This window comes from Candidatus Palauibacter irciniicola (assembly GCF_965208695.1).
In the GTDB taxonomy this organism is placed as follows: Bacteria; Gemmatimonadota; Gemmatimonadetes; order Palauibacterales; family Palauibacteraceae; genus Palauibacter; species Palauibacter irciniicola.
Window position 1 is genome coordinate 3,129,862 of the sequence record NZ_OZ242352.1, and the last position, 22,829, is coordinate 3,152,690.

General features: G+C 70.5%; 20 protein-coding genes, 1 pseudogene and 1 riboswitch. Of the genes and pseudogenes, 10 read left to right on the forward strand and 11 right to left on the reverse strand.

What is annotated here, in order from left to right:
• The first annotated feature begins 5 nt into the window (after positions 1 to 5).
• The 6 genes from ACOGI9_RS13545 (at position 6) to ACOGI9_RS13570 (ending at position 6,217) form a co-directional block, all read left to right on the forward strand.
• Positions 6 to 836: an oxalate:formate antiporter gene (locus tag ACOGI9_RS13545; RefSeq protein ID WP_419857643.1), complete on the forward strand. Its 831-nt coding sequence runs from the start codon at positions 6 to 8 to the stop codon at positions 834 to 836.
• 110 nt (positions 837 to 946) lie between these two features.
• Positions 947 to 2,074, forward strand: a complete 1,128-nt coding sequence (locus tag ACOGI9_RS13550) for an MBL fold metallo-hydrolase (RefSeq protein ID WP_419857644.1) — start codon at positions 947 to 949, stop codon at positions 2,072 to 2,074.
• A 13-nt stretch (positions 2,075 to 2,087) separates the two neighbouring features.
• Entirely contained in the window at positions 2,088 to 3,236 is a 1,149-nt protein-coding gene (locus tag ACOGI9_RS13555) for an NAD-dependent epimerase/dehydratase family protein (protein WP_419857645.1), read from the forward strand.
• Positions 3,237 to 3,302: 66 nt separating this feature from the next.
• Positions 3,303 to 4,598 (forward strand): sulfite dehydrogenase, encoded by a 1,296-nt coding sequence (gene soxC / locus ACOGI9_RS13560; RefSeq protein ID WP_419857646.1) that lies wholly within the window; start codon positions 3,303 to 3,305, stop codon positions 4,596 to 4,598.
• Entirely contained in the window at positions 4,595 to 5,269 is a 675-nt protein-coding gene (locus ACOGI9_RS13565; protein ID WP_419857647.1) for a c-type cytochrome, read from the forward strand. The genes soxC and ACOGI9_RS13565 overlap by 4 nt, the downstream gene beginning before the upstream one ends.
• A 162-nt stretch (positions 5,270 to 5,431) precedes the next feature.
• Positions 5,432 to 6,217: an outer membrane protein gene (locus tag ACOGI9_RS13570; RefSeq protein ID WP_419857648.1), complete on the forward strand. Its 786-nt coding sequence runs from the start codon at positions 5,432 to 5,434 to the stop codon at positions 6,215 to 6,217.
• Between the two features lie 42 nt (positions 6,218 to 6,259).
• Here ACOGI9_RS13570 and ACOGI9_RS13575 read toward each other — a convergent pair whose 3' ends face one another.
• The 6 genes from ACOGI9_RS13575 to ACOGI9_RS13600 all read right to left on the reverse strand — a co-directional run bounded on the left by ACOGI9_RS13575 (position 6,260) and on the right by ACOGI9_RS13600 (position 13,348).
• Entirely contained in the window at positions 6,260 to 7,981 is a 1,722-nt protein-coding gene (locus ACOGI9_RS13575; RefSeq protein ID WP_419857649.1) for a sodium:solute symporter family protein, read from the reverse strand.
• On the reverse strand, positions 7,978 to 8,271 hold the full coding sequence (locus tag ACOGI9_RS13580; RefSeq protein ID WP_419857650.1) for a DUF4212 domain-containing protein: 294 nt from the start codon (positions 8,269 to 8,271) through the stop codon (positions 7,978 to 7,980). The genes ACOGI9_RS13575 and ACOGI9_RS13580 overlap by 4 nt, the downstream gene beginning before the upstream one ends.
• A 120-nt stretch (positions 8,272 to 8,391) precedes the next feature.
• Complete coding sequence (locus ACOGI9_RS13585) at positions 8,392 to 10,077, reverse strand: sodium:solute symporter family transporter (RefSeq protein ID WP_419857651.1); 1,686 nt, start codon at positions 10,075 to 10,077, stop codon at positions 8,392 to 8,394.
• Between the two features lie 102 nt (positions 10,078 to 10,179).
• On the reverse strand, positions 10,180 to 11,475 hold the full coding sequence (locus ACOGI9_RS13590) for an O-acetylhomoserine aminocarboxypropyltransferase/cysteine synthase family protein (RefSeq protein ID WP_419857652.1): 1,296 nt from the start codon (positions 11,473 to 11,475) through the stop codon (positions 10,180 to 10,182).
• The gene (asd, locus tag ACOGI9_RS13595) at positions 11,472 to 12,548 is read right to left on the reverse strand and encodes an aspartate-semialdehyde dehydrogenase (protein ID WP_419857653.1); all 1,077 of its coding nucleotides are present in this window, start codon (positions 12,546 to 12,548) and stop codon (positions 11,472 to 11,474) included. The genes ACOGI9_RS13590 and asd overlap by 4 nt, the downstream gene beginning before the upstream one ends.
• Positions 12,539 to 13,348, reverse strand: coding sequence for a hypothetical protein (locus ACOGI9_RS13600; protein ID WP_419857654.1), 810 nt, complete (start codon positions 13,346 to 13,348; stop codon positions 12,539 to 12,541). The genes asd and ACOGI9_RS13600 overlap by 10 nt, the downstream gene beginning before the upstream one ends.
• A gap of 67 nt (positions 13,349 to 13,415) precedes the next feature.
• A riboswitch (SAM riboswitch) is annotated at positions 13,416 to 13,532 on the reverse strand.
• 119 nt (positions 13,533 to 13,651) lie between these two features.
• Here ACOGI9_RS13600 and ACOGI9_RS13605 point away from each other — a divergent pair.
• Complete coding sequence (locus ACOGI9_RS13605) at positions 13,652 to 14,677, forward strand: alpha/beta fold hydrolase (RefSeq protein WP_419857655.1); 1,026 nt, start codon at positions 13,652 to 13,654, stop codon at positions 14,675 to 14,677.
• A 9-nt stretch (positions 14,678 to 14,686) separates the two neighbouring features.
• On the opposite strand, the gene ACOGI9_RS13610 is transcribed toward ACOGI9_RS13605, so the two are convergent.
• The 5 genes and pseudogenes from ACOGI9_RS13610 to ACOGI9_RS13630 all read right to left on the reverse strand — a co-directional run bounded on the left by ACOGI9_RS13610 (position 14,687) and on the right by ACOGI9_RS13630 (position 19,011).
• Positions 14,687 to 16,408, reverse strand: coding sequence for a CocE/NonD family hydrolase (locus ACOGI9_RS13610; protein WP_419857656.1), 1,722 nt, complete (start codon positions 16,406 to 16,408; stop codon positions 14,687 to 14,689).
• A gap of 1 nt (position 16,409) precedes the next feature.
• Positions 16,410 to 16,793: pseudogene (locus ACOGI9_RS13615) on the reverse strand (redoxin domain-containing protein); the annotation flags it as partial.
• A 12-nt stretch (positions 16,794 to 16,805) separates the two neighbouring features.
• Complete coding sequence (locus ACOGI9_RS13620; protein ID WP_419857657.1) at positions 16,806 to 17,060, reverse strand: hypothetical protein; 255 nt, start codon at positions 17,058 to 17,060, stop codon at positions 16,806 to 16,808.
• Complete coding sequence (locus tag ACOGI9_RS13625) at positions 17,057 to 18,655, reverse strand: carboxylesterase/lipase family protein (protein WP_419857658.1); 1,599 nt, start codon at positions 18,653 to 18,655, stop codon at positions 17,057 to 17,059. The genes ACOGI9_RS13620 and ACOGI9_RS13625 overlap by 4 nt, the downstream gene beginning before the upstream one ends.
• Before the next feature lie 14 nt (positions 18,656 to 18,669).
• Positions 18,670 to 19,011, reverse strand: coding sequence for an MGMT family protein (locus tag ACOGI9_RS13630; RefSeq protein WP_419857659.1), 342 nt, complete (start codon positions 19,009 to 19,011; stop codon positions 18,670 to 18,672).
• An 86-nt stretch (positions 19,012 to 19,097) separates the two neighbouring features.
• Here ACOGI9_RS13630 and ACOGI9_RS13635 point away from each other — a divergent pair, with 86 nt between their 5' ends.
• The 3 genes from ACOGI9_RS13635 to ACOGI9_RS13645 are packed head-to-tail and all read left to right on the forward strand — an operon-like array spanning position 19,098 to position 22,646.
• A complete protein-coding gene (locus ACOGI9_RS13635; protein WP_419857660.1) occupies positions 19,098 to 21,029 on the forward strand; it encodes a CocE/NonD family hydrolase in 1,932 nt (643 codons plus the stop codon).
• Entirely contained in the window at positions 21,026 to 21,493 is a 468-nt protein-coding gene (locus ACOGI9_RS13640) for a hypothetical protein (RefSeq protein ID WP_419857661.1), read from the forward strand. Before ACOGI9_RS13635 ends, ACOGI9_RS13640 begins: the two co-directional genes overlap by 4 nt.
• 25 nt (positions 21,494 to 21,518) lie before the next feature.
• Positions 21,519 to 22,646, forward strand: coding sequence for a trans-sulfuration enzyme family protein (locus ACOGI9_RS13645; RefSeq protein WP_419857662.1), 1,128 nt, complete (start codon positions 21,519 to 21,521; stop codon positions 22,644 to 22,646).
• Positions 22,647 to 22,829: the final 183 nt, after the last annotated feature.

Here is a 22,829-nt window from a genome sequence, read left to right on the forward strand (position 1 = left end):
TCTCGATGCGAACCTACAATCACATGCCGACCCGCCATCGCGTCTTTCTCGAGCGCGCGTTGGCTGCGGTCCCCGCGATCGACGGCCTTGTCGGGCTGGCGGCGGGCGGGTCGTTCATCGCGGGGGAGATGGACGAGTTCTCGGATCTCGACCTCGTGCTGGCGGTGGAACCGGGGGCGTGGCCGGAGATCCTCGACCGGCAGCAGGCGATCGCCGCCGAACTCGATCCCTCGTTTCTGGCGGGCTTCACGGGGGAGCACGTGGGAGAGCCGCGCCTGCTCGTGTGCCTCTACGGTCCTCCCCTCCTGCACGTGGACCTGAAGTTCGTGTCGCTCGACGACGCGCACGAACGGATCGAGGACCCGGTCATCCTGTGGGAGGCCGACGGCTGCCTGAGCGCCGCGTTCGCCCGCGCCGCCCCCCGCTACCCGGCCGCGGATCCGGACTGGATCGAGGATCGCTTCTGGATCTGGGCGCATTACGTCGCCGACAAGATCGAACGCGGCGAGATCTTCGAGGCGCTGGACGGCCTCGGGTTTTGGCGGGCCGTGGTGCTGGCGCCGCTGGCTTTCAGACGGGCTGGCGTAGAGGCCACCGGCGTGCGCCGGATCGAGGACCGGCTCCCCGCCTTCGCGACCGATCTCGAACGGACCGTCGCAGGCGTTGACGCGGAGGCGTGTGCGGCCGCACTCGAGGCCGCGATCGAACTCTACACCGAGCTTCGCGAGACGGCCGCAGCGCGACGTGATGTCGAAGCGAGCCCCGTCGAACGCGAAGTCCGGGCGTACGTCGCAGGGCTTCCCGCCCGGCTGGGCCTGGGCGGCTCGCGCGTCTGATCGATCGCGAGCCTGACTGCGGGCCTGACCGCGCGCCGGATGTCTGTTCAGGAATCGTCTGCGCCAACATCTTGCGACCCTTGGCTCATCTCGCGCACCGGGAGGCTTCCATGGCCCGCAGACCACATCGACCCGAGCACCCGCACGCCGGAGCGGTCCGCCGTCCGAGCGCGACTGCGGCCGTCCTTCTTGCGGGCGCGTGGCTCTGTGCCGGGTGCGCCCCTGATGGGGGCGGGGACGGTGGGGGAGCGGAGGAGGGCGGCGGCTCGGCGACGACGGAGGCGGTCCACTTCGCGTTCACGGAGGTCGTGCCGGGGGTCTACCACGCACGCGGGGCGAGCGATCTCGTCGTGGGATCGAACGCCGGCGTGGTCGTGAACGAGGCGGACGTGCTGCTCGTCGATTCCCACATTTCTCCCGCGGCGGCGAGCGCCCTCATCGAGGATCTGCGCTCGATCACCGACAATCCCGTGCGCTACGCCGCGAACACGCACTGGCACTTCGACCACGCGCACGGCAACCAGGTGTATCCGCCGGAGGTCGAGATCATCAGCCACGAGGCGACCCGGGCGGCGATCGCGGCGGGACGCTCGAACTCGGGCCGCTCCTACGAACTCTTCGTGGGCTCGATCCCCAGGCGGATCGAGCAGCTGGAGGCGAGGCTCGATACGATGACGGACGCGGCGGCGCACGCGGAGGTGGAGGCCACGCTGGAGGCGCAGCGGACCTACTACGCGCAGTTGCAGGAGGTCGTCCCCACGGCCCCCAACACGACGCTCTCGGAGCGGCTCACGCTCTTCCGCGGCGGACGCGAGATCCAGTTCCACTTCTTCGGACGCGCCCACACGGAGGGCGACGTCATCGTCTACCTGCCGGATGACCGCGTGATCATCACCGGAGACATGCTCACGGCCGGTCTCCCCTACATGGGCGACGGGTACGTCAACGAGTGGGTCGAGACGCTCGACCGCCTGAAGGCGCTCGATTTCGACTGGATCATCCCCGGCCACGGCGAGCCGTACCGCGAGCGGGAGCGGATCGACCACCTGCAGGCCTACCTGCAGGATCTGTGGGACCAGTCCGTCGCGCTCCACGGCCAGGGGGTGAGCGCCGAGGACGCGGCGGCGCGTATCGACCTTACGGCCCACGCCGACAACTTCGGCGGGATCGCCAGTCCGGGCGCGAACCCGGTCGCGGTGCTGCGGATCTTCGAGTTGCTCGACGGCACCGCAAACTGAGAGGAGTTTTATGATGTCCACCGATTCGAACCGGCGCGATTTTCTGAAGGTCACGGCGGCGGCGGGCGCCGCCCTCGGGCTCGGCGTTCCCGGAGCGGCCCACGCCCTCTCGCCCCGGCCGTCCGCGAACCGGGCGCCCGCGGGCCAGGCCCGCACGCTGCTCATCCTGGGCGGGACCGGGTTCATCGGCCCCTACCAGGTTCGATCCGCGCTCGCGCAGGGCCTGGAGGTGACGATCTTCAACCGCGGCAGCCGCCCCGGCATGTTCGAGGGCGTCGAGGAACTCGTCGGCGACCGGAATGGGGACTTCGAGTCGCTGCGCGGCCGGACGTGGGACGTCGTGATCGACAACTCCACGGCGCGTCCCGACTGGGTGACGAGCATCGGGGAGTTCCTGCGCGACTCGGTCGGGTACTTCTACTACGTCTCCTCGCGCTCGGCGTACGCGAGCCACTCCACGGTGCCGATGACGTCCGCCGTGCCGTCGTACACGTACGAGACCGCCGGCGTGGACCGCGCGACCGCCGACATCACGCGGCTCCCCTACGGTCTCGCGAAGGCGGAGTCCGAGCGCGAAGCGATGCGGATCTTCCCCGACCGCCACGGGATCTTCCGCCCGGGCCTCATCATCGGGCCCGACGATCCCACGGACCGCTTCACGTACTGGCCGGTGCGGATCCACCGCGGCGGCGAGGTGCTGTCTCCCGGCGACGGGACGGACCCCGTGCAGATCATCGACGTGCGCGATCTCGGCGACTTCATGGCGCTGTCCTCGGACCGCGGGCACACGGGCATCTTCAACCTCGTCGGTCCCGCGACGCCGCGTCCGATGGCCGAACTGCTGTACGGCATCCGCGCCGTGACGACGGCGGAGACGACGTTCACCTGGGTGCCGCGCGAGTTCCTCGCCGAGCGCGGCGTGCGGCCCTACGCCGAGATGCCGGTGTGGCGGCCTCCGACTCCGGGGTCGGAAGGGTTCGCGCGCTTCGACCTCTCCAACGAAGTCGCGCACGGGATGACGTTCCGCTCGCTGGCGGATACGACGCAGGCGACGCTGGACTTCCACTTCTCCCGGACGCCCGAGCGCCAGGCGGAGATGCGGCCGGGTCTCCCCGCGGAGCGGGAGGCGGAGATCCTGCGGGAGTGGCACGCGTCGCGCTGACGGCGGGCCGCCGCGGGGGTCGCCCTTGCCGGCCCTCGTGACGGCGGCAACTGTGTCGGCGCGCACATGCCGGGGGGTGCGCGGGACGGGGCGGAGGTGGGGCGCGAGACCGACGGAAACGGAGGCGACGTGAACGACCGGGAAGAAGGTTCGGGCCTCACGCGGCGAGCCCTGATCGCCGGAGCCGCGGCGGCCGCCGGGGGCGCCATCACGGCCGGCGCGACGCGCGGACTGGTCCAGGAGGCGCAGGATCCGACGAAGGTGCCGGGCGCCCGTCCCGTCACGGTCGGGTCCCGTTCTCCGCACGAGACGCCGGAGAAGCTTCTGTCCGGTTCCATGGGCGGCTCCTCGCGCACGCCGCTCCAGGACCTGCACGGGATCATGACCCCGGCGGATCTCCATTTCGAGCGGCACCACCACGGGATCCCCTACATCGATCCGGCGACCTACCGCCTCCTCATCCACGGCATGGTCGACCGGCCCACCCTCTTCACGCTCGAGGACCTGAAGCGCTTCCCGCAGGTCTCGAAGCTGCTCTTCATCGAGTGTTCCGGGAACGGCGGCGGCGCCTACGCCCCGTCGCCCAGCCCGCAGCACACGCCCCAGTCGGTCGACGGCCTGCTGAGCACGAGCGAATGGTCCGGGGTCGCGCTTTCGACGCTGTTCGAGGAAGTCGGGGCGCACGCGGACGCGACGTGGTTCCTCGCCGAGGGGTCGGACGCGGCGGTCATGGGCCGCAGCATCCCGATGGAGAAGGCGTGGGACGACGCGATGATCGCCTACGCCCAGAACGGCGAGGCGATCCGGCCCGAGCAGGGCTACCCCGCGCGGGTGTTCCTTCCCGGATGGGAGGGCAACGCGAGCGTGAAGTGGGTCCGGCGCATCGAACTTTCCGACCGGCCCGGCATGTACCGCGACGAGACGTCCAAGTACACGGATCCGCTCCCGGACGGGACCGCGCGGCAGTTCTCGTTCGTGATGGATGCGAAGTCGATCATCACGTACCCGACCTACCCGCGGCGGCTGCCGGGACCCGGCTTTATCGAGATCACCGGCTACGCCTGGACCGGCCGGGGGCTGATCGAGCGCGTGGAGGTGAGCACGGACGGCGGCGACTCGTGGCACGACGCGGTGCTGCAGGAACCCGTGCTCCCGAAGTGCACGACGCGGTTCCGCCACGCCTGGGAGTGGGACGGCGGCCCGGCACACCTGCTGAGCCGCGCCACCGACGAGACGGGTTACACGCAGCCGGTCCGGCAGCAGGTGCTCGACGCGCGCGGGCCCGGCACGCGCTATCACTCCAACGCGATCCGGGGATGGCGCGTGGCGAGCGACGGTTCGATCGAGTTCGCGCCGGTATGAGGCGCGCCAACGTGGTCTCGCGGTGGCTGACCGTGGCGGCCCTCCTGCCGGCGCTGGCGGCCTGCGGCGCGGACGACTCCGAGGGTGGCGCGGAGGCCGGTAGCGCCGCACCCGGCGCGGCTGCGGTCGCGACGACCGATCCGGGCAACGGGACGCCCGGGCGGGCGGGCGCGACCGAACCGGTGTACGGCTTCGGGACGCCCGCGACGGCATCGCAGATCGCGGCGTGGGACATCGACATCGGTCCCGACGGCGCGGGCCTTCCGCCCGGACAGGGCACCGTCGCGGAGGGACTGGAGGTGTGGGAGCGCCACCGCTGCATTCTCTGCCACGGGCCCACGGGGCGCGAAGGGCCGAACGACCTCCTCACGGGGCGCATCCCGGGAGACGAGTTCCCGTTCGCGAACGACCGCACCCTGCGCTCCACGGTCGGCAACTACTGGCCCTACGCGACGACGCTGTTCGACTACACCCGTCGCGCCATGCCCTTCGACCTGCCGGGAACGATGACGGACGAAGAAGTCTACGCCGTAGTCGGGGCCATGCTCTACTTCAACGACCTCCTGCCGGCCGACGCCGTCGTCGACTCCGCTACGGTCGTCGACACGCGCATGCCCGCCCGCGACCGCTTCGTCCCCGACAACCGAACCGGCGGCCCCACCATCCGCTGACCGGCGCGGCTACACGATCTCGATTCGGAGCTGTCGCCCGAGCGCCTCGGCAGCCCCTATCAGCGTAGCGAGCTGTATCCGATCGTTGTGCGGGTCCAGCACTCGGTCCAGTTGGCTGCGGCTCGTGATGCAGAAGTCGACCTTCTCCAGGGACACGCCTCCATGAATGACACGAACTTCGGCCCGCGCGCGCTCGTCGCTGTGCTCGTGGGCCTGCTGGCGGCCACGGGCAGCGCGCAGGCGCAGGACGGTACGGACGGCTCCGGTCACGCCGGAAGCTACATCGGCGCGTTCGCGGGACTCGGCTCGCTGGACGTTCGCATGACCGACCTCGACGGCTTCACGGGGTCGAACGGCGTCCCCGGCCAGGCGTTCGAGTACGACGACGCCGGACTCGCGGCCGGTGTGGTGGCGGGGCGGTACTTCAACCTGGGGCGCGTGCGGCTGCTGTTCGAGGCGGACGGGGCGTTCAGCGGCGTGTCGGCGACCCCCGGACAGTTGGATCCGGCCGGCATGGACGAAACGGCGGCGGCGGAGCTGCGTTGGGCCGGGACGGCGCGCATTGGCCTTCGGAGGTCCCTCGGTCGCGTCGGCCTGTTCGTCGCCGGCGGCGTGTCGGTGGCCGGATTCTCCAACTCGTTCACCGATCTCGACCCGGGAACGGACGATCGCCTGCAGTTGGACCCCGACGATTCCTTCGACGAGCGGCCGACGCGGGTCGGGTGGGTCGTCGGGGTCGGCGTCGAAGCACCGGTGGCCGGTGCCTGGACCCTCCGATTCGAAGGCCTCTACAACGATTTCGGCGAGACCGTCCATCAGGCGGAGAACCGGCGTGACGTCAACGCGGGCGTCTGCGGACCGGCCGGGCTCCCGAGCCCTTGCCGCTACGGCTTCGATCAGCGGCTCGCTCTCCTCCGGCTGGTCCTCGTTCGCCATCTCGGCCGCTGATCGCCGTGCGGCCCCGAGGTTCTCGCCCGACCCGCCGACGCGTCAGCTGCTGATCTCGTGCGCCTCGCCCGCGCCGCGCGGCAGCCGGATCCGCTCCACCAGCCTCTGCGCCTCCGGCGGCGGCGCCGGTGTGAAGCGGGACACGACGATCGCCACCGCGAAGTTCACCGCCATCCCGATGGACCCGATCCCCTCGGGTGAGATCCCGAACCACCAGTTCTCCGCCACGTTCGCGGCCGGGTTCACGAACTTGAAGTAGACGATGTAGGCGGCCGTGAGCGTGATCCCGCACAGCATGCCCGCGATCGCCCCCTCGCGGTTGAGCCGCTTCGAGAAGATGCCGAGGATGATGACGGGGAAGAACGACGACGCCGCGAGCCCGAACGCGAACGCGACCACCTCCGCCACGAAGCCCGGCGGGTTGATCCCCAGGTACCCCGCCACGAGGACGGCCGCCCCGGCGCTGAACCGCGCCGCGATGAGTTCGCCCCGCTCGCTGATGTCCGGCCGCCAGTTGCGCTTGAGCAGGTCGTGGCTGATCGCCGCCGAGAGGACGAGCAGGAGTCCCGCCGCCGTCGAGAGCGCCGCCGCCAGCCCGCCCGCGGCCACGAGGCCCACCACCCAGTTCGGCAGCCGTGCGATCTCCGGGTTGGCGAGCACCATGATGTCGCGGTCGATCGTGAGTTCGTTCTGCACGGGAGCACCCGCCGCGTCCACCGCCTCCGGTCCCACGTACTGGATGAGTCCGTCCCCGTTGTGGTCCTCGTACGAGATCAACCCCGTCGTCTCCCACTTCGTGAACCACTCCGGCATCTCCGCGTACGGCTGGTCCGTCACCGTGTTGAGCAGGTTCGTCCTCGCGAACACCGCCACCGCCGGCGCCGCCGTGTACAGCAGCGCGATGAACACGAGCGCCCAGCCCACGCTGATCCGCGCGTCCCGCACCTTCGGCACCGTGTAGAAGCGGATGATGACGTGCGGCAGCCCCGCCGTCCCCACCATGAGCGCGGCCGTGATCGCGAGCACGTCGAGCGTCGATTTCGTGCCGTCCGTATAGGCGGTGAAGCCCAGCTCCTGGTGCAGGCCGTTCAGGCGGTCGAGCAGGAACGTTCCCGTCTCCTGGTCCGCCGCGCCGAGCCCGATCTGCGGAATCGGGATTCCCGTGACCAGCATCGACAGGAAGATCGCGGGCACCATGTAGGCGAAGATCAGCACGCAGTACTGCGCCACCTGCGTGTAGGTGATCCCCTTCATCCCGCCCAGCACCGCGTAGAAGAAGACGATCCCCATCCCGATGACCACGCCCCACACGATGTCGATCTCCAGGAAGCGGCTGAACACGATCCCCACGCCGCGCATCTGGCCCGCGACGTAGGTGAAGGAGACGAAGATCGCGCAGATCACGGCCACAACCCGCGCCGTCTGGGAGTAGTAGCGCTCGCCCACGAAGTCGGGGACGGTGAAGGCCCCGAACTTCCGCAGATACGGGGCCAGGAGCAGCGCCAGCAGCACGTAGCCGCCCGTCCAGCCCATGAGGTAGACCGAACCGTCGTAGCCGAGGAAGGAGATGATCCCGGCCATCGAGATGAAGGAGGCGGCCGACATCCAGTCCGCCGCCGTCGCCATCCCGTTGGCGAGGGGATGGACCCCCTTGCCCGCCACGTAGAACTCGCTCGTGGAGTGGGCCCGCGACCAGATCGCGATCCCGATGTAGAGCGCGAACGAAAGCCCGACGAGCGTCGCCGTCCACTGGAGAACCGTCATGCCGCGCCCTCCTCGTCACGCTCGTCGACATCGAACGCCCGGTCGAGCCGGTTCATGAGGAAGACGTAGACGAAGATGAGGACGACGAAGACGTAGATCGCGCCCTGCTGCGCGAACCAGAACCCGAGCGGGAAGCCGGTCCCCGGGATCCGGACCGCGTCGAGCACGTCCGCGAACACGATCCCGGCGCCGTAGGATACCAGAGCCCAGATCGCGAGAAGGATCCCCACATAACGGAGATTGCGGCGCCAGTACGCCAGATGATCGCGGCCTGCTGCGGGTCGATTCATGGGTCTCCCAGCGTGCGGGTCCGAACTTCCACGGGCTGCCAGGACTTCACTTCGGCGACGCCCAAGGCTGCGGCCCGGCTGGGCGGCGCGCCAGTGTCACACCTCGCGCGGCGGCAGCGGCTACCAGAAGACGCCGAAGACGAGCCAGGCGGAAATCGCGGCGAGAACTCCGGTGTAGAGCGCGGGGCTGGCCAGCAGCGGCACGCGTTCGCTGAAGGGGTGGAGGCGGATCGGACCGAGTTCGCCGGAACTCTTCGCCAGCCAGTCGTCGGCGCGCGGGGCCGACGCATCACCGCCGGCCGCCCCGATACCGGCCGTCCCCCGCCAGCGCGGGTGGAGCGCCGCGAGGGCGCAGCCGGCAGCCGTGAACGCGACCGCCCACACGAACGCCTCCCACTGCCCGGTCAGCCACGTCGGCAGCCACGAGATGTCGACGACCTCGCGGTCCACGAATCCGATGACGCCGTACAGCCCTCCGGTGGCGAGACCGGCCATCCCCACCCGACGGTTCGTGCGCGTCACGGCGCCGACCAGGTAGACGATGAGGAGCGGCGTGACGAACACCGACGTGACCGAGCGGAAGGCGGCGAGCATCGTCGGCGCGCGCAGGATCAGCGGCAGGTAGGCGAACCCCAGGACCAGGATCGCGACGGTCGCGATGCGTCCCACGCGCAGGTAGTGGGCGTCGTCGCGCTCCCGCGAGATGAAGCGCGCGTAGATGTCGCGCGTGAAGACGGCCGACATCGACGAGCCCATCGAATCGAACGTGCTCACCGCCGCGCTCACGACCCCGGCCACGACGAGCCCCTTGGCGCCGATCCCGAGGTAGGTGGAGATCAGGTGAGGGTACATCTCGTCGGGCCGGGCGAAATCCGGGAACTGCGCCCGGCCGAAGAGCCCGAGCATGTCCGTGAAGAGCAGGATGACGAGGCTCACGCCGGCTCCCAGGACGCCGGCCATCTTCATGTCCCACAGCGAGCGGGCGCCCATCATCCGCTGGGTGGACGTGTGGCTCACCGTCCACCACCCGGAGGAGATGAGGATCCACGCGACGAAGATGACGGCCGGCGACGTCGTTCCGTCCCGTCCCCGGAAGGCGCCTACGTGGACGAGGTCCGCGGCCGCGAGTCCCGGCGCGAGCCCCTCGGCCGTCGTCCCCAGGCCCTCCAGTTGCGCGACCATCGCGTCCCATCCGCCCACGGCCTGCCAGACCGCGATGCACACCGCGAGACCTCCCGCCATCACGAGCACGCTCTGCAGCACGTCCGTCGCGACGACCGCCCGCAGCCCGCCCACGGCCGTGTAGACGCCCGACAGGAGGACGAGCGACACGATGAGCGCCCAGGACAGTTCCGGCCGCAGTCCGCCGACCCCGACCAGCGTCAGGTGGACGGACCAGATCATGAGCCCCAGCACGGACGTCCGGTACTGGATCTGGATCAGCGCGCCGAGGACGCGCGTCCCGGGACCGAAGCGGTGCTCGAGGTACTCCGAGTTGGTGTACAGTCCGGCCCGGTAGATGGCGGGTACGATCACGAAGGTCGCGAGCGTCACCCCGATGAGTCCGCCGAACGTGTGCGCGGAGAGAAAATGCAGGCCCTCGCTCGCGATCGTCCCCGTGGCCGACACGAACTCCGAGTTGTCCATGTTGGTCGCGAAGAGGGACAGGCCGACCGCCCACCACGGCAGCGCCCGCGAACTCAGGAACCACTCGCCGCTCGTGGAGGTGCCGCGGGCGCGGCGCAGCCCGTAGGCGATGATCGCACCGTTCAGTCCGAGGACGATCAGCCAGTCCAGGGCGCTCAAGGGATGGAGACGCTCCTGTCGTGAGGTTGCCGCGGTCGGGCGAGGCGTCCGCTACCGTAGCCGGCGCCCCGCCCGACGGTCAACGGCGGCCGCTCGGGTCGGTCATGCGGCGGCCGGCCGGGCCGGCAGTGCCTCCGCCAGCGCGCGGTCGAGGTCCTCGATGATGTCATCGATGTGCTCGATGCCCACGGAGAGCCGGATCGTCTCCGGGCGCACGCCCACGCTGAGCTGCTCTTCCTCGTTGAGCTGCCGGTGCGTCGTGGACGCCGGGTGGCACGCCAGCGACTTCGCATCCCCGATGTTCACGAGCCGCTTGAACAGCTCGAGCGCGTCGTAGAACTTCACGCCCGCCTCGAAGCCGCCCTTCACCCCGAAGGTCAGGATCCCCGAAGCCCGGCCGCCCAGGTACTTGAGGGCCAGCTCGTGGTACGGGTCGCCCGGCAGCCCGGCGTAGCTCACCCACTCCACCGCCGGGTGGTCCCTCAGGTGCTTCGCCACCGCCAGCGCGTTCTCGGAGTGGCGCTCGATGCGGAGGTTCAGCGTCTGGATCCCCTGGATGATCTGGAAGGCGTTGAAGGGCGAGATCGCCGACCCCGTGTTCCGCAGCGGCACCGTGCGCGCCCGCCCGATGTAGGCGGCCGGCCCCAGCGCCTCCGTGTAGACGACCCCGTGGTAGCTGGGTTCCGGCGTCGTGAACTGCGGATAGCGGATCTCGTGCTCCGCCCACGGGAATTTCCCGGAATCGACGATGGCGCCGCCCAGAGAGTTGCCATGGCCGCCGATGTACTTCGTCAGCGAGTGCACCACGATGTCGAACCCGTGCTCGATCGGCTTGAGGAGCGCGGGCGTGGCGACCGTGTTGTCCACGATGGTGGCGACTCCGTGGGCGTGCGCCACGTCGGCCACCGCCGCGAGGTCCACGATGTTGCCCGCCGGGTTCCCGATGCTCTCGACGAACACCGCCTTCGTGCGGTCATCGATCAGCTTGGCCAGATCGTCCGGGCCGTCGCCCTCGGCGAAGCGCACTTCGATCCCCAGTTGCGGCAGCATGTGGGCGAAGAGCGTGTACGTGCCGCCGTAGAGCTGGGGAACGGACACGATGTTGTCCCCCGCGGCGGCGAGATTGAGGATGGAGTAGTTGACCGCCGCGCTGCCGGACGAGAGCGCCAGCGACGCCAGGCCGCGCTCGAGCTGGGCGATCCGCTCCTCCAGCACGGCCTGCGTGGGGTTCATGATGCGGGAGTAGATGTTGCCCTCGACCTCGAGGTTGAAGAGGTCCGCGCCGTGTTGCGCGTCGTCGAACTCGTACGCCACGGTCTGGTACAGCGGCACCGCGACCGCGTGCGTGGTGGGCTCGGACTCGTATCCGAGGTGAATCGCTACAGTTTCGTCTCTCATCGGTCTCCGTCTTCTTTCCGATTAGGCCCGGTCTCCCGGGCGGTGAATGCCCCCGCGCAGAATTCCGCGTTGGCCAGACAGGCGCCGGCGGCGCCCCGGATGCCGTTGTGCGAGACCACGGTCATCGCGAGGTCGTGTGGCGGCGCGGCACGAATCCTTCCGACGCTCGCCGCCATCCCTCCGGCCGCGCCGATGTCCAGGCGCGGCTGTGGACGGTCGGGCTCCGACCGCACGATGAGCGGTCGTTCGGGAAGCGAAGGCAGGCCCGGCAGGGACGGCGGGGCCCTGAACTCGGTGAGCGCCCGGGCGGCGTCTCCGGGACTCGCGGGGGAGGCGAGCTTCAGGAAGACGTTCGCGGTGTGGCCGTCGAGCACCGGCACGCGGTTGACGCTCGCCGCCACGGGAATATCCGTCCCCAGGATCTTGTTGAGTTCGGGACCGATCTTCTCCTCTTCGCCCGGGATCCAGGGGATGGCGTTCCCCGCGATCTGAACGGAGCCGATCCCGTGGAGCCCGGCGCCGGTCACGGCCTGCAGCGTGACGACCGTGGCCGACTCGATTCCGAAGGTCTCCTGGAGGGGGGCCAGGGCCAGGGCCAGCCCCGCCACCACGCAGTTCGGGTTGGCGACGAGGCGGCCTCCCCCCTCCGACCAGGGCTGTCTCGCGGCGAGGGCCAGCGCCTGCGGGTTGACCTCCGGCACCAGCAGCGGCACGTCGGCTCTCAGCCGGTGCGCCGAGGCGTTCGTGCTCACGATGTGTCCGGCTTCCGCGAGCGCCGGTTCGAGTTCGCGCGCCACGCCCGACGGGAGCGCGGAGAGCACGACCCGGCACTCGGGCGGTTCCGTGGCGACGCGGAGCGGCAGGTCGGCGGCCTTCGCCGGAGGATCTCCACCCAGGCTCCAGCGGACCGCGTCGCCGTACCTCTCGCCCGCGCGCCTCCTCGACGCCGCGACGGAGGCGAGCCGGAGGGAAGGGTGTCCGTCCAGCATGCGAACGAGCCGCTGCCCGACGATGCCGGTCGCGCCGAGGACGGCCACCGGCAGACGTTCCCTCGACGAATCGGTTACGCGCATCGGGCGCGCTCCTCTCCACCGTGGCCGGCGTCGGGTGGCGGGTCGTTCCTGCCGACCCAGGTGCCCGTGCCGCCGGGAGCCGCCACCCTGAAGGCGACCCGGTGCCGTTCGGCGAAGCTCAGCGCCCGGTCCTGGACGACTCCGGCGCCGGTTCGCCGGGCCTCGCTCCACGATGTCCGGCGGATCGGCTTGACGTGCGGGAACCGTTTCGGGTCGGCCGGGAAGATCCCATCCACGTCCTTCACGAGACGGACCTCCGCCGCGCCGAGCGCGTGGGCCAGGAAGAGCGCCGTAAGGTCCGAGCCTCCGCGCCCGAGCAGCGACGTGATGCCCGTGGCGTCCACGCCCACGAATCCGGGCAGGACGATCACGTCGTGCGTGGCCAGGGCCGTCTCGATCGCGTGGGCGTCCACGTCCACCGGTTCGGCGGCTCGCAGCGGCCCCCGCGTGCGGATCGGCAGGCGCGAGAACGACATGCCCACCGCACGTACGCGCCCCGTCACCAGGGCGAGGTGCAGCAGGGCGACGGACGCTTCCTCCCCGGTCGCCAGGAGCGACCCGATGAGATCGTCCGGGAGCGAGGGCGCGACTTCCCGCGCCGCGGAAAGAAGATCGTCGGTGGTGTCCCCCATGGCCGACACGACGGCGACGACCTTCGCGCCGGCGGCGACTTCAGCCCGGATCTCCTCGACCGCCAGCCGGTACGCGGCCGGACGCGCCAGCACGGATGAACCGAATTTGAGTACGTGAACGCGGCGAACTTCGCGCAATGAAACGCCTCCCCCCGAGTCTCGGTTCACACTCAGCGGACTCCGGAGAAGCGACGCCCTGGGAACAACAGCTGCCGTGCAATGAAGCGCGGCGGGCGACTCATCTACCAACGGATTACATCCGTCGCAGGAGTTGGCACATCAGTGGAAGAGCCACCTTCCACAGGTTGCCCCGGTGTCTTCGGGCCTGTCCCTCGACCGGTCTCGATGAGCGTTGAGGGCGCGGAGGCTACAGGGTCGTGGGCGGCGCGTCAAGTTTTTTCTTGACCGCCGTTGCCGGGCCCATTAGGGTCGGCCGCCTACTCATCGAAAACCGGCTGAGGGACGAGCCCTTTGAACATCTTGGACGCCGTACTGCCGGAGGGTCGGAGGGGAACCGTCGCGATGCCGGCGGAGTGGAGACCGGAACTGGAGGCCGGGATCGACGCCCGCTTCCGGGTGCGCTACGAACTCGCCGGACCCGAGGGCGCCCCGCTGCTCGTCGCGATGGGGGGGATCTCCGCCGACCGCCACGTCTGCGCCAACGTCCTGGACCCCGCGCCCGGCTGGTGGCGGAAGCTGGCGGGCCCGGGTCTGGCCATCGACACGCACCGCTGGCGGCTGCTCGCGATCGACTTCCTCGGATCTCCCGGGACGTTCGAGTCGCCGGACCGGATTCATCTCACGCCGGGAGACCAGGCGGACGCCGTCGCGGTCGCGCTGCGCCACCTCGGCGTCGAACGGGCCCACCGCATGCTGGGCGCCTCGTACGGGGGCATGGTCGCGCTGGCGATGGGGATCCGCCATCCCGCGCGGCTCGACGGCGTCGTGCTGATCGGCGCGGCGCACCGCGGCCATCCGCAGGCCATCGGCATCCACGCCGTGCAGCGCTGGATCGTCGAGTTCGCGCTCCGGCACGGCCGGGGGAGCGAGGGCGTGGCGCTCGCCCGGGCGCTGGCGTTCACGACCTACAAGTCGGCGGCCGGGCTCGACGCCCGCTTCCCGCACGACTGGGAGTGGGAGGATGGCGCCCCGGTCTACGCCGTCGGCCGCTACCTCGAGCAGCAGGGACGGGCGTTCGCGGAACGGTTCGAGGCGGAGACCTATCTGACGCTGTCGGCTTCGGTCGACCTGTGCGACCTGCGTCCGGAGGACCTCGGCGTCCCCGCCTGGCTCATAGGGTGGGAGGAGGACACGCTGGTCCCGCCCTGGCTGCTCCGGGAGACCGCAAGCCGGATCGGCGCGCCTTCCCGCCTGCGGATTCTGAGTTCGGACGCGGGTCACGACGCCTTTCTGCTCCACGCACCCGACTACGAGGAAGCCCTGAGGGGGAGTCTCCTCGCGACGGAACCGCAGGCCCTTGCGGGTTCGGCCGGATGACTCGTGGGTTCAGCCGGGTGGCGCCGCCGCGACGGGGAGCCGCACGCATGAAGGATATGCGGCGGTGTGCAGGACCGTGTTGCGCGCCGTCAGGAGGCGCGTGCCCGTCCCCACGTCTTCCCCCGTGTTGAGGTTGCGGCTGAAGCGGGGGAAGCAGCTGCTCGTGATCTGAAGCCGGATCCGGTGGCCGACCCGGAACACGTGGCTCATCGGGTAGAGCCGGATCCGGAACTCGGTGGCTTCGTTCGGCTCCAGAAGCTCCGTCCGCTCCAACCCGCCACGGTACCGGGCGCGCAGGATCCCCTCCGTGAGGACGAATGATCCTCCCGCGGGGTCGACATCCGTGATCCGCGCCACGAAGTCCGTGTCGCGCGCCGAAGATTCGGCGTAGAGCACGACGTCGACCGGCCCCGTCACCTCCAGATCGCGCTCCAGGGCTCGCGAGGTGTAGACGAGCACGTCGGGCCGACGCTCGAGCGGCGCCTGCTCGACGGGGCCGCCCCGCATCGGCGCCGCGGCGTGGGTCGTGATCAGCCGGGAGGAAAGATTGCCCCCGAGCGACGGCGCCGGATCGCGCGGATCGTACTCGAAGCGGTCCGGCGGCTCGTCCCCCGGCGGCTCCGGATCGAGCCGGGCGTCGTCGCCCCGGTTCGCGCGCCCGCGGCTGTGCAGATACCACGGCACCTCCTCCGTCCCCGGCGGCGGCCACTCCGCGCCCTCCCGCCACCGGTTGGCGCCCGTCGTGAACCAGCGCAGCGGCGGGTCGTCGCCGATCCCGTCGTCCACGCCGCGAAGCTGCCATTCGAACCAGCGCCGCTCCTCCTCCCGCACATCCACCCGGGCGTCGGGGCCGAAGTCGAGGTCCCCGACCGTCCTCGTCTCCGGGATCTCGTGCGACCACGGCCCCAGCAGGCTCCGGTTCTGCGTGCGGGCGCGCGGGGTCGCCGCCCCCGACATCCCCTCGTGGATGCGAAGCAGGGAGCCGGCGTACGCGTCGTACCACCCGCCCTGCTGAAACGCGGGCGCCGTGACGTCGTGGTAGCGGTCCGTGACCCTGAGACGCCCCCAGTACTCGTCCCGCGTCGGGTGCTCCAGCCACTCGCGCCAGTACGGGATCTTCCGCCCGATCGCGCGCTCGTCCATCTCGATGATCGGCAGGTGGGCCCAGAACTTCGGGTTCTGAAACAGGCGCGCGGCCTGCGGGCCGGTCACGATGGCGAGGTTCGTCTCCCAGATCACCGCCGCGCTGAGCGAGAGGAGCAACTGGAAGGCCCCGCCCAGGTAGTGGCAGTCCCCGAAGTGGTCGTCGCAGATCACGTGCGGCGCCATGCAGGTGAGGTGCGGGCTGCCGAGCGGCGCGCTGAGCCACTGCGTGAGACCGCCGTAGCTGCGCCCCCACATCCCGATCTTCCCGTCGCACCACGCCTGTCCCGCCACCCACTCCAGCGTGTCGTGCCCGTCCTCGATCTCGGGGAGATACGCGTGGAACACGCCCTCGGACCGGAACCGCCCGCGACAGTCCTGGGCCACGAACGCGTACCCGCGCTCCGCCCACCACACGCCGTTTTCGATGAACACGTCCCGCCCGCTCTCGTAGGGCGTCCGGGTCAGGATGGTGGGGAACGGACCTCCGGAAGCCGGCAGATAGACATCCGCCGAAAGCCGCACCCCGTCCCGCATCCGCCCCCGAACCCCATGCAGCAGCCGCACCTCCCGCCGGGGCTCGGGCACTCTAGGTCGGGATGGCGGCGAGGACCTCGGACGGTTCGGCGCGCGCCGTGTAGTCGGGGTCGGCGGAGGCGTAGACGATGGTTCCCGAGCGGTCGATGACGAAGGTGGACGTGAGCGGGAGTTCCCAGGACTCGTCGCCGTTGAAGCGGGCGAGGTCGATGCCGAGCCCGTCGCGGTACAGGGTTCGCAGGTCGCCGTCCACGGTGAACGTGAGGCCGTAGTCGCGCGCCACGCCGAGCCCGAAGTCGAGCAGGACGTCGAACTCGATGCCGTCCTCCTCGATCCAGCCGCGGGCAAACTCCGGGAGTTGGGGAGAGAGCGTGACGAGGCGTGCCCCCTTGGCCCGTATCTCAGGGAGAACCGACTGAAGAGCAGCCTGCTCTTCGCGGCAGTACGGTCACCAGCGGCCCCGGAAGAAGCTGAGCACCACGGGCCCCCGCTTGAGGAGCGTCGCGAGCCGGACCGTGGGGCCGGCCACGCTCGGGCGGGCGAACAGCGGCGCCCGGTCGCCCACTCCGGGGACTCGGTCGAGGATTCCGGAGGCCCGCAGCGCCTCCGTGCCCGCGGCCATGACCGCCGTCGCGGCGGGGGGACGCACGGCCTCCTTCTCGGCGCGGATCCCGGCGAGTCGCCGGTTGAGCGGCCCGCTCACGGCATCCCGGCGCGCAGGCGCCGCTCCCAGAAGTCAAGTTGCGCGGTGCGGAGTTCGCTTCCCGCCTCCACCGCCGGCCCCAGCACGAGATGGGCCTCGGAATCGCGCGTGTAGGCCGGCCACGGCGGCAGTCCGGCGCCGTTCGGGTCGCCGTCCGCGGCGAAGTTCACCCAGTAGGAGGACATCGTCTGCGCCAACTGGCGGTCCACCGCCTCCCGTTCGCCGGGACCGACGTTGCCGAACGCGTACACGATCTCGGCCGCGTGGTACGACTTGAGATAGTCCTTCGCGGGCCCCGGCGGCTCGTGCGTGAAGTAGTAGAGCCACGCATCCACGCCGGCGGCTTCCGACGCCCGCGCCCACGTCCGCATCTGGATGCCGAACAGCGCGTCGCCCCGGCTCCGCATGAAGGCGTCGAAGATCTCGCCCTCCTCCTTCACCGGGTAGGCGGCATCGAAGCTCTCCGCATCGTCGCCGACGCGGCCGGCCACCCACTCGCGCCACGCGTCGAGCGTCTCCGGCACCGATCTCGGGGACGAGAGGGAGGTCATCTCATCCGCGTTGAACCCCACGAGCACCGGAACGTTGTTGTGCGTGCCCTCGGCGAACGCCGTCGTCACGTCCGTCGGCAACACCCAGCCGTCCACGTTCTCCGCCGTCCTGAAGCCGCGCCCGGCCGGCGTCTCGAGCCCCGCCAGCACGCTCGCGGCGGAGAGCCGCCGCATGTCCTCCAGCGTCTCCGCCCCGAGCGCCCCGAGGAACGCCGCGCCGATCTCCTCCGCGGAGCGCCCACCCTCCGGTGCCTCCGAAAGGCGCATCATGGGGCCGAACCGCCCCCCGCTCTGTCCGATGGCTCCGTGGAAGAGGCCCGCCGCCAGCGGCGTCGCCATCAGCGTGTTCACGCTCCACGAGCCGGCCGACTCGCCGAAGATCGTCACGCGCTCCGGGTCTCCGCCGAAGCCCGCGATGTTGTCGCGCACCCACTCGAGCGCGGCGACCTGGTCGAGGACCCCGTAGTTGCCGGACGATCCGTGCTCGGACTCGGCCGAGAGAAGCGGATGCGCGAGATAGCCGAACGGCCCGAGCCGGTAGTTGATCGTGACCACGACCGCGCCCTTCTCCGCGAGCGCCGTCCCGTCGTAGATGCCGGTGGAGCCGGCCCCCCGCGTGAGCGCGCCCCCGTGGATCCACACCATGACCGGCCGCCGCTCCGAGGCGTCGTCGGCCCCGGTCCAGACGTTCAGGTACAGGCAGTCCTCCGCCGTCGGGGCGGGAGGACCTCCGAAGAACGAGCCCGCGCCGTATGGGGTCTGCATGCACTCCGGGCCGAAGCTGTGCGCGCGCAGCGTCCGCTGCCCCCACGCTTCGACCGGCTGGGGCGGCCTCCACCGCCGGTCCCCCACGGGAGGAGCCGCGAACGGAATCCCCTTGTAGGAGCGGATGCCGTCGACGAGGACGCCGTCGACGTTCCCTTGGGCGGTCTCGACGCGGGTCTCCTGCGCGAGCAGCGGCGCCCCGAAGCCGCCGACGGCCAGGGCGACGAGCAGGGCGCGGGCGAATGGACGGGCCGGATGGGTGCGGGAGTCAGGACGCATGCGATGCTCCGGAATCAGGAGGAGGACGAGGGGCTGGCGGGGGGCGACATCTCCCCGTTCCAGCGGAAGCGTTTGAGCGAGATGCGTCCCCACTTGTCGAATTCCACCCCTTCGTTCGCCAGCAACTGGTACTGGATCATCTCGGAGTACGAGTCGCCGCGGGGGCTGATCTCGCCGCGCGCGTTGATCACGCGGTGCCAGGGGAGGGGCCGGTCGGAGGCGTAAAGCGCGTAGCCCACGAGCCGGGCCTGTCCGCCGAGTCCGGCGAGTTCCGCGACCTGCCCGTAGGTGGCGACGCGGCCGGCGGGAATCCGGGCGACGACGTTGCAGATGCGCTCGTGGAGATCCGAAGCCATGGTGGTCGTCACTCGCTACGTGGCCGGGGGTCGTGTCATCTTCGAGAACAAGTTTCGAACGCGTGAATCTTGGGGAGTGGGAACCGATGGACAATTCCAGACGGGTGGCCAAGCCGGGACTCGTCCTCGCGCTGGCGGCGGCGCTCGCCGCGTGTTCCGGAGATGGAGACGCCCCCCCGGGGCCGGTCGCCGACGGCCGGAGCGAGGCGGGCGCCGGCGCCGCCCTGCATCGATTCGCGCCGGACCCGGCCAATCCCTACGAGGCCCCTGAGCCGGAGCACGAGGTGCGGGTCGAAACCGACCTCATGGTCCCGATGCGGGATGGGGTTCGCCTCGCGACGGACCTCTATCTGCCGGTCGAGCCCGCCGACCGCGGCGACCCCCTGCCGGTCGTCATGATCCGGCTGCCGTACGACAAGGCGACCTATCGGGCCGGCGCGATCTCCCCGGCGCGGTTCTTCGCGGGACACGGATACGCCGTCGTCGTCCAGGACGTGCGCGGCAAGTACGCGTCGGAAGGGGATTATCTCCTGTCCGCGGCGGACCGCGAGGACGGCTACGACGCCGTCGAGTGGGCCTCGACCCAGCCCTGGTCGAACGGAAGGGTCGGGACCTTCGGCTGCTCCTACCTCGGGGAGAACCAGACCCAACTCATGACGCAGCGCCACCCGGCGCACGCCGCCGCCATCCCGCTCGCGGCCGGCGGGGCGGTCGGATCGGCCGGCGGCCGGTACGGCTACTTCGGCATCTTCGAGGGCGGCGCCTTCGGGCTCTCCGCGAGCTTCGGCTGGTTCCGCGGCAACGGCCGCAAGCGCCCGGGAGGCGAGCCGCCGCCTCCCGTCGAGATGTTCGCCGCGCTCCGCGAGCTTCCCACCATCGACCTCATGCGGAAGTACGGCCCGCCCGACCGGGACACGGACTGGGAAGAGGTCATGAGCACGCCGCTCGCCGACGAATGGTGGGACGGACTCGGATACCTGAGCGACGCGGACCGCTTCGACACGCCGGCGCTCCACGTGAACTCGTGGTACGACCTCGGCGCGAACGAGACGCTCCAGCAGTGGCGGATGATGCGGGACAACGCGGTGAGCGACCGGGGCGGCGCGCACCAGTACGTCATCCTTTCTCCCACCAGCCACTGCATGTCCGAGCGCGCCACGGAAAACACCGTGGTCGGGGACGTCGACTTCGGCGACGCCCGCCTGCCGTACCGTTCCCTCTATCTCGCCTGGTTCGACCACTGGCTGAAGGGCGTGGACAACGGGGTCACCGACATCCCCCGGGTCCACTACTACGTGATGGGCCGGAACGAATGGGCGTCCGCCGACACGTGGCCGCCCCACGGGGCCGAGATGACCCGCCTCTATCTCCGCAGCGGAGGCAACGCGAACACGCGGCTCGGCGACGGCGTCCTCTCCGCCGAGGCCCCCGACGAGGAACCCGCGGACCGGTTCGTCTACGACCCGGCGGACCCCGTCCCCTCCCGCGGCGGGTCCGTCTGCTGCACCGGGAACCCCGACGACCAGCCGGGCGCGTTCGACCAGTCGGACATCGAGGAACGCGAGGATGTCCTCGTGTACACCGGCGATCCGATCGGCGACGGCGGCCTCGAGATCGCGGGCCCGCTCGAGGCGCGGCTCTACGTGAGTTCGAGCGCCCCGGACACCGACTTCACCGTGAAGCTCCTCGACGTGCATCCCGACGGACGGGCCATCAACATCGTCGAGGGCATCATGCGGGCGCGCTACCGGGACGGATACGAGCACCCCGTGATGATGGAGGAGGGGCAGGTCTATCCGGTCCGGGTGGACCTCCATTCCGTGGCGCACCGGTTCGCGCCCGGCCACCGCGTGCGGATCGAGGTCTCGAGCTCCAACTTCCCCCGCTTCGACCGCAACCTGAACACGGGCGGCAACAACTATGACGAGACGGAATGGGAGGTCGCGGAGAACATGATCCACCACGCCGGAGACCGGGCATCGCACATCGTCCTGCCCGTCCTGGAGAGGGACGGATGACCGACTCCGGATCGTCGCCTCAGGGCTCGCGTCCCGACCTCGACGAAGCGGTCGAGACGTGGTCGCGCATGAACGACGCCTCGATCCTGCGCAGCGTCGCCGCCGTCATCCTGGGGTTCGTCGTGCTGACGCTGGGCTCGGTGCTAGCCGGCCGGCTGATGCTGTCGCTGTTCGGCGTCGAACCGGGGGCGGCCCCGGGCGCCGCGTTCATCTTCACGAGCCTCGGCGTACGCCTCGCGGTCACCATTCTGGCCGGCTTCCTCGCGGCCCTCACGGCTCCGCGCGCGCCCCGGCTCCATGCCGGCGTCCTGGCGGCGATCCTCGTCTTCTTCAGCCTCGCCTCGCTCGCCGGCCTCTCAGCGTCCGGCGACCCGTACGGCCCCGCATGGTATCCCATCGTGATGCTCGTCATCGGCCCCGTCGGCGTCCTCATCGGCGGGTCTCTCCGAGCCGGACGACGCTGATCCCGTGCCCCCGGAAAGGTCGGACATGCGAATCGAAACGCTGGCGGTGAAGACGGGCATGGACCCGGACGGGGCGAGCCGGGCGATCGCGCCCCCGATCACGCTCTCGACCACCTTCGAGCGCGGGGAGGACGGGTCGTACCCCGGGGGGTTCGACTACTCCCGCAGCGGGAACCCCAATCGGGCCCTGCTGGAGGCGGCGCTGGCCGCGCTGGAGGGCGGGCCGGAAGCCGTCGCGTTCCCCTCGGGGATGGCGGCCACGTTCGCCGTCATCTTCTCGCTCGCGCCGGGGGACCATGTCGTGGCCGCGGACGACGCGTACTACGGAACCGGCGTTCTCCTGCGGGACTCGTTCGCCGAGCGCGGCATCGAGGCGAGCTTCGTCGACATGACCGACCTCGACGCCGTCCGCGCCGCCATGCGACCGAACACCCGCCTCGTGTGGATGGAGACACCGTCGAACCCGCTCATCCGCGTCTCCGACATCGAGGCGATCGCGGGCATCGCGCGGGAGGGCGGGGCGATCTCGTGCTGCGACAACACGTGGGCGACGCCACTCCTGCAGCGGCCGCTGGATTTCGGCGTGGATCTCGTCATGCACTCCACGACCAAGTACTTCGGCGGCCACAGCGACGTGACCGGCGGCGCGGTCATCGTGCGCGAGCCGGGCGGGACGCTCGACGCGCTACGGAAGATCCAGAAGGACGGCGGCCTCGTGCCGTCGCCGTTCGACGCCTGGCTCACGAGGCGCGGCCTGGAGTCCCTCGCCGCGCGCATGGCCATGCACTGTGCCACCGCCATGGAGCTTGCCCGCTTCCTCGACGCCCACCCGCGCGCCGAGCGGGTCCACTATCCGGGCCTGGAGAACGATCCCGGGCACGCCCTCGCCGCGCGCCAGATGTCCGGCTTCGGCGGCATGCTGTCCTTCGACGTCGCGGGCGGCCGGGACGAGGCGTTCGCGGTCGCGGCCCACGTGAAGGTCATCGCCCGCGCCACGAGTCTCGGGGGGACCCACTCCCTCATCGAGCACCGGGCGTCCGTCGAAGGCCCGACGACCCGGGCCCCGGAGAACCTGCTCCGCATGTCTGTCGGCCTCGAACACGTGGACGATCTGAAGGAGGATCTGGACCGGGCCCTCACCGCGATCGGCTAGCCTTCCTCAGGCGGTAGCGGAGCACTCTCCGCCGTCTCCCCGCCTTCGTCGTACCCCCCCAAATAGGTGATACCGGAGCAGGGGTCGGGCGCCTAAAAAGCATGCGTTCGACTCTCCGTCTGAACGTTGAACCCGACAGGAACGGTCCCGATATGCCCGGCACGGCAACGTCTGAAGGCACGC

Coding starts and splice junctions, on each gene's coding strand:
- ACOGI9_RS13545 (WP_419857643.1), top strand. CDS start 6: ATGCGAACCTACAATCACATGCCGACCCGCCATCGCGTCTTTCTCGAG.
- ACOGI9_RS13550 (WP_419857644.1), top strand. CDS start 947: ATGGCCCGCAGACCACATCGACCCGAGCACCCGCACGCCGGAGCGGTC.
- ACOGI9_RS13555 (WP_419857645.1), top strand. CDS start 2,088: ATGTCCACCGATTCGAACCGGCGCGATTTTCTGAAGGTCACGGCGGCG.
- soxC (WP_419857646.1), top strand. CDS start 3,303: ATGCCGGGGGGTGCGCGGGACGGGGCGGAGGTGGGGCGCGAGACCGAC.
- ACOGI9_RS13565 (WP_419857647.1), top strand. CDS start 4,595: ATGAGGCGCGCCAACGTGGTCTCGCGGTGGCTGACCGTGGCGGCCCTC.
- ACOGI9_RS13570 (WP_419857648.1), top strand. CDS start 5,432: ATGAATGACACGAACTTCGGCCCGCGCGCGCTCGTCGCTGTGCTCGTG.
- ACOGI9_RS13575 (WP_419857649.1), bottom strand. CDS start 7,981: ATGACGGTTCTCCAGTGGACGGCGACGCTCGTCGGGCTTTCGTTCGCG.
- ACOGI9_RS13580 (WP_419857650.1), bottom strand. CDS start 8,271: ATGAATCGACCCGCAGCAGGCCGCGATCATCTGGCGTACTGGCGCCGC.
- ACOGI9_RS13590 (WP_419857652.1), bottom strand. CDS start 11,475: ATGAGAGACGAAACTGTAGCGATTCACCTCGGATACGAGTCCGAGCCC.
- asd (WP_419857653.1), bottom strand. CDS start 12,548: ATGCGCGTAACCGATTCGTCGAGGGAACGTCTGCCGGTGGCCGTCCTC.
- ACOGI9_RS13625 (WP_419857658.1), bottom strand. CDS start 18,655: ATGCGTCCTGACTCCCGCACCCATCCGGCCCGTCCATTCGCCCGCGCC.
- ACOGI9_RS13630 (WP_419857659.1), bottom strand. CDS start 19,011: ATGGCTTCGGATCTCCACGAGCGCATCTGCAACGTCGTCGCCCGGATT.
- ACOGI9_RS13635 (WP_419857660.1), top strand. CDS start 19,098: ATGGACAATTCCAGACGGGTGGCCAAGCCGGGACTCGTCCTCGCGCTG.
- ACOGI9_RS13640 (WP_419857661.1), top strand. CDS start 21,026: ATGACCGACTCCGGATCGTCGCCTCAGGGCTCGCGTCCCGACCTCGAC.
- ACOGI9_RS13645 (WP_419857662.1), top strand. CDS start 21,519: ATGCGAATCGAAACGCTGGCGGTGAAGACGGGCATGGACCCGGACGGG.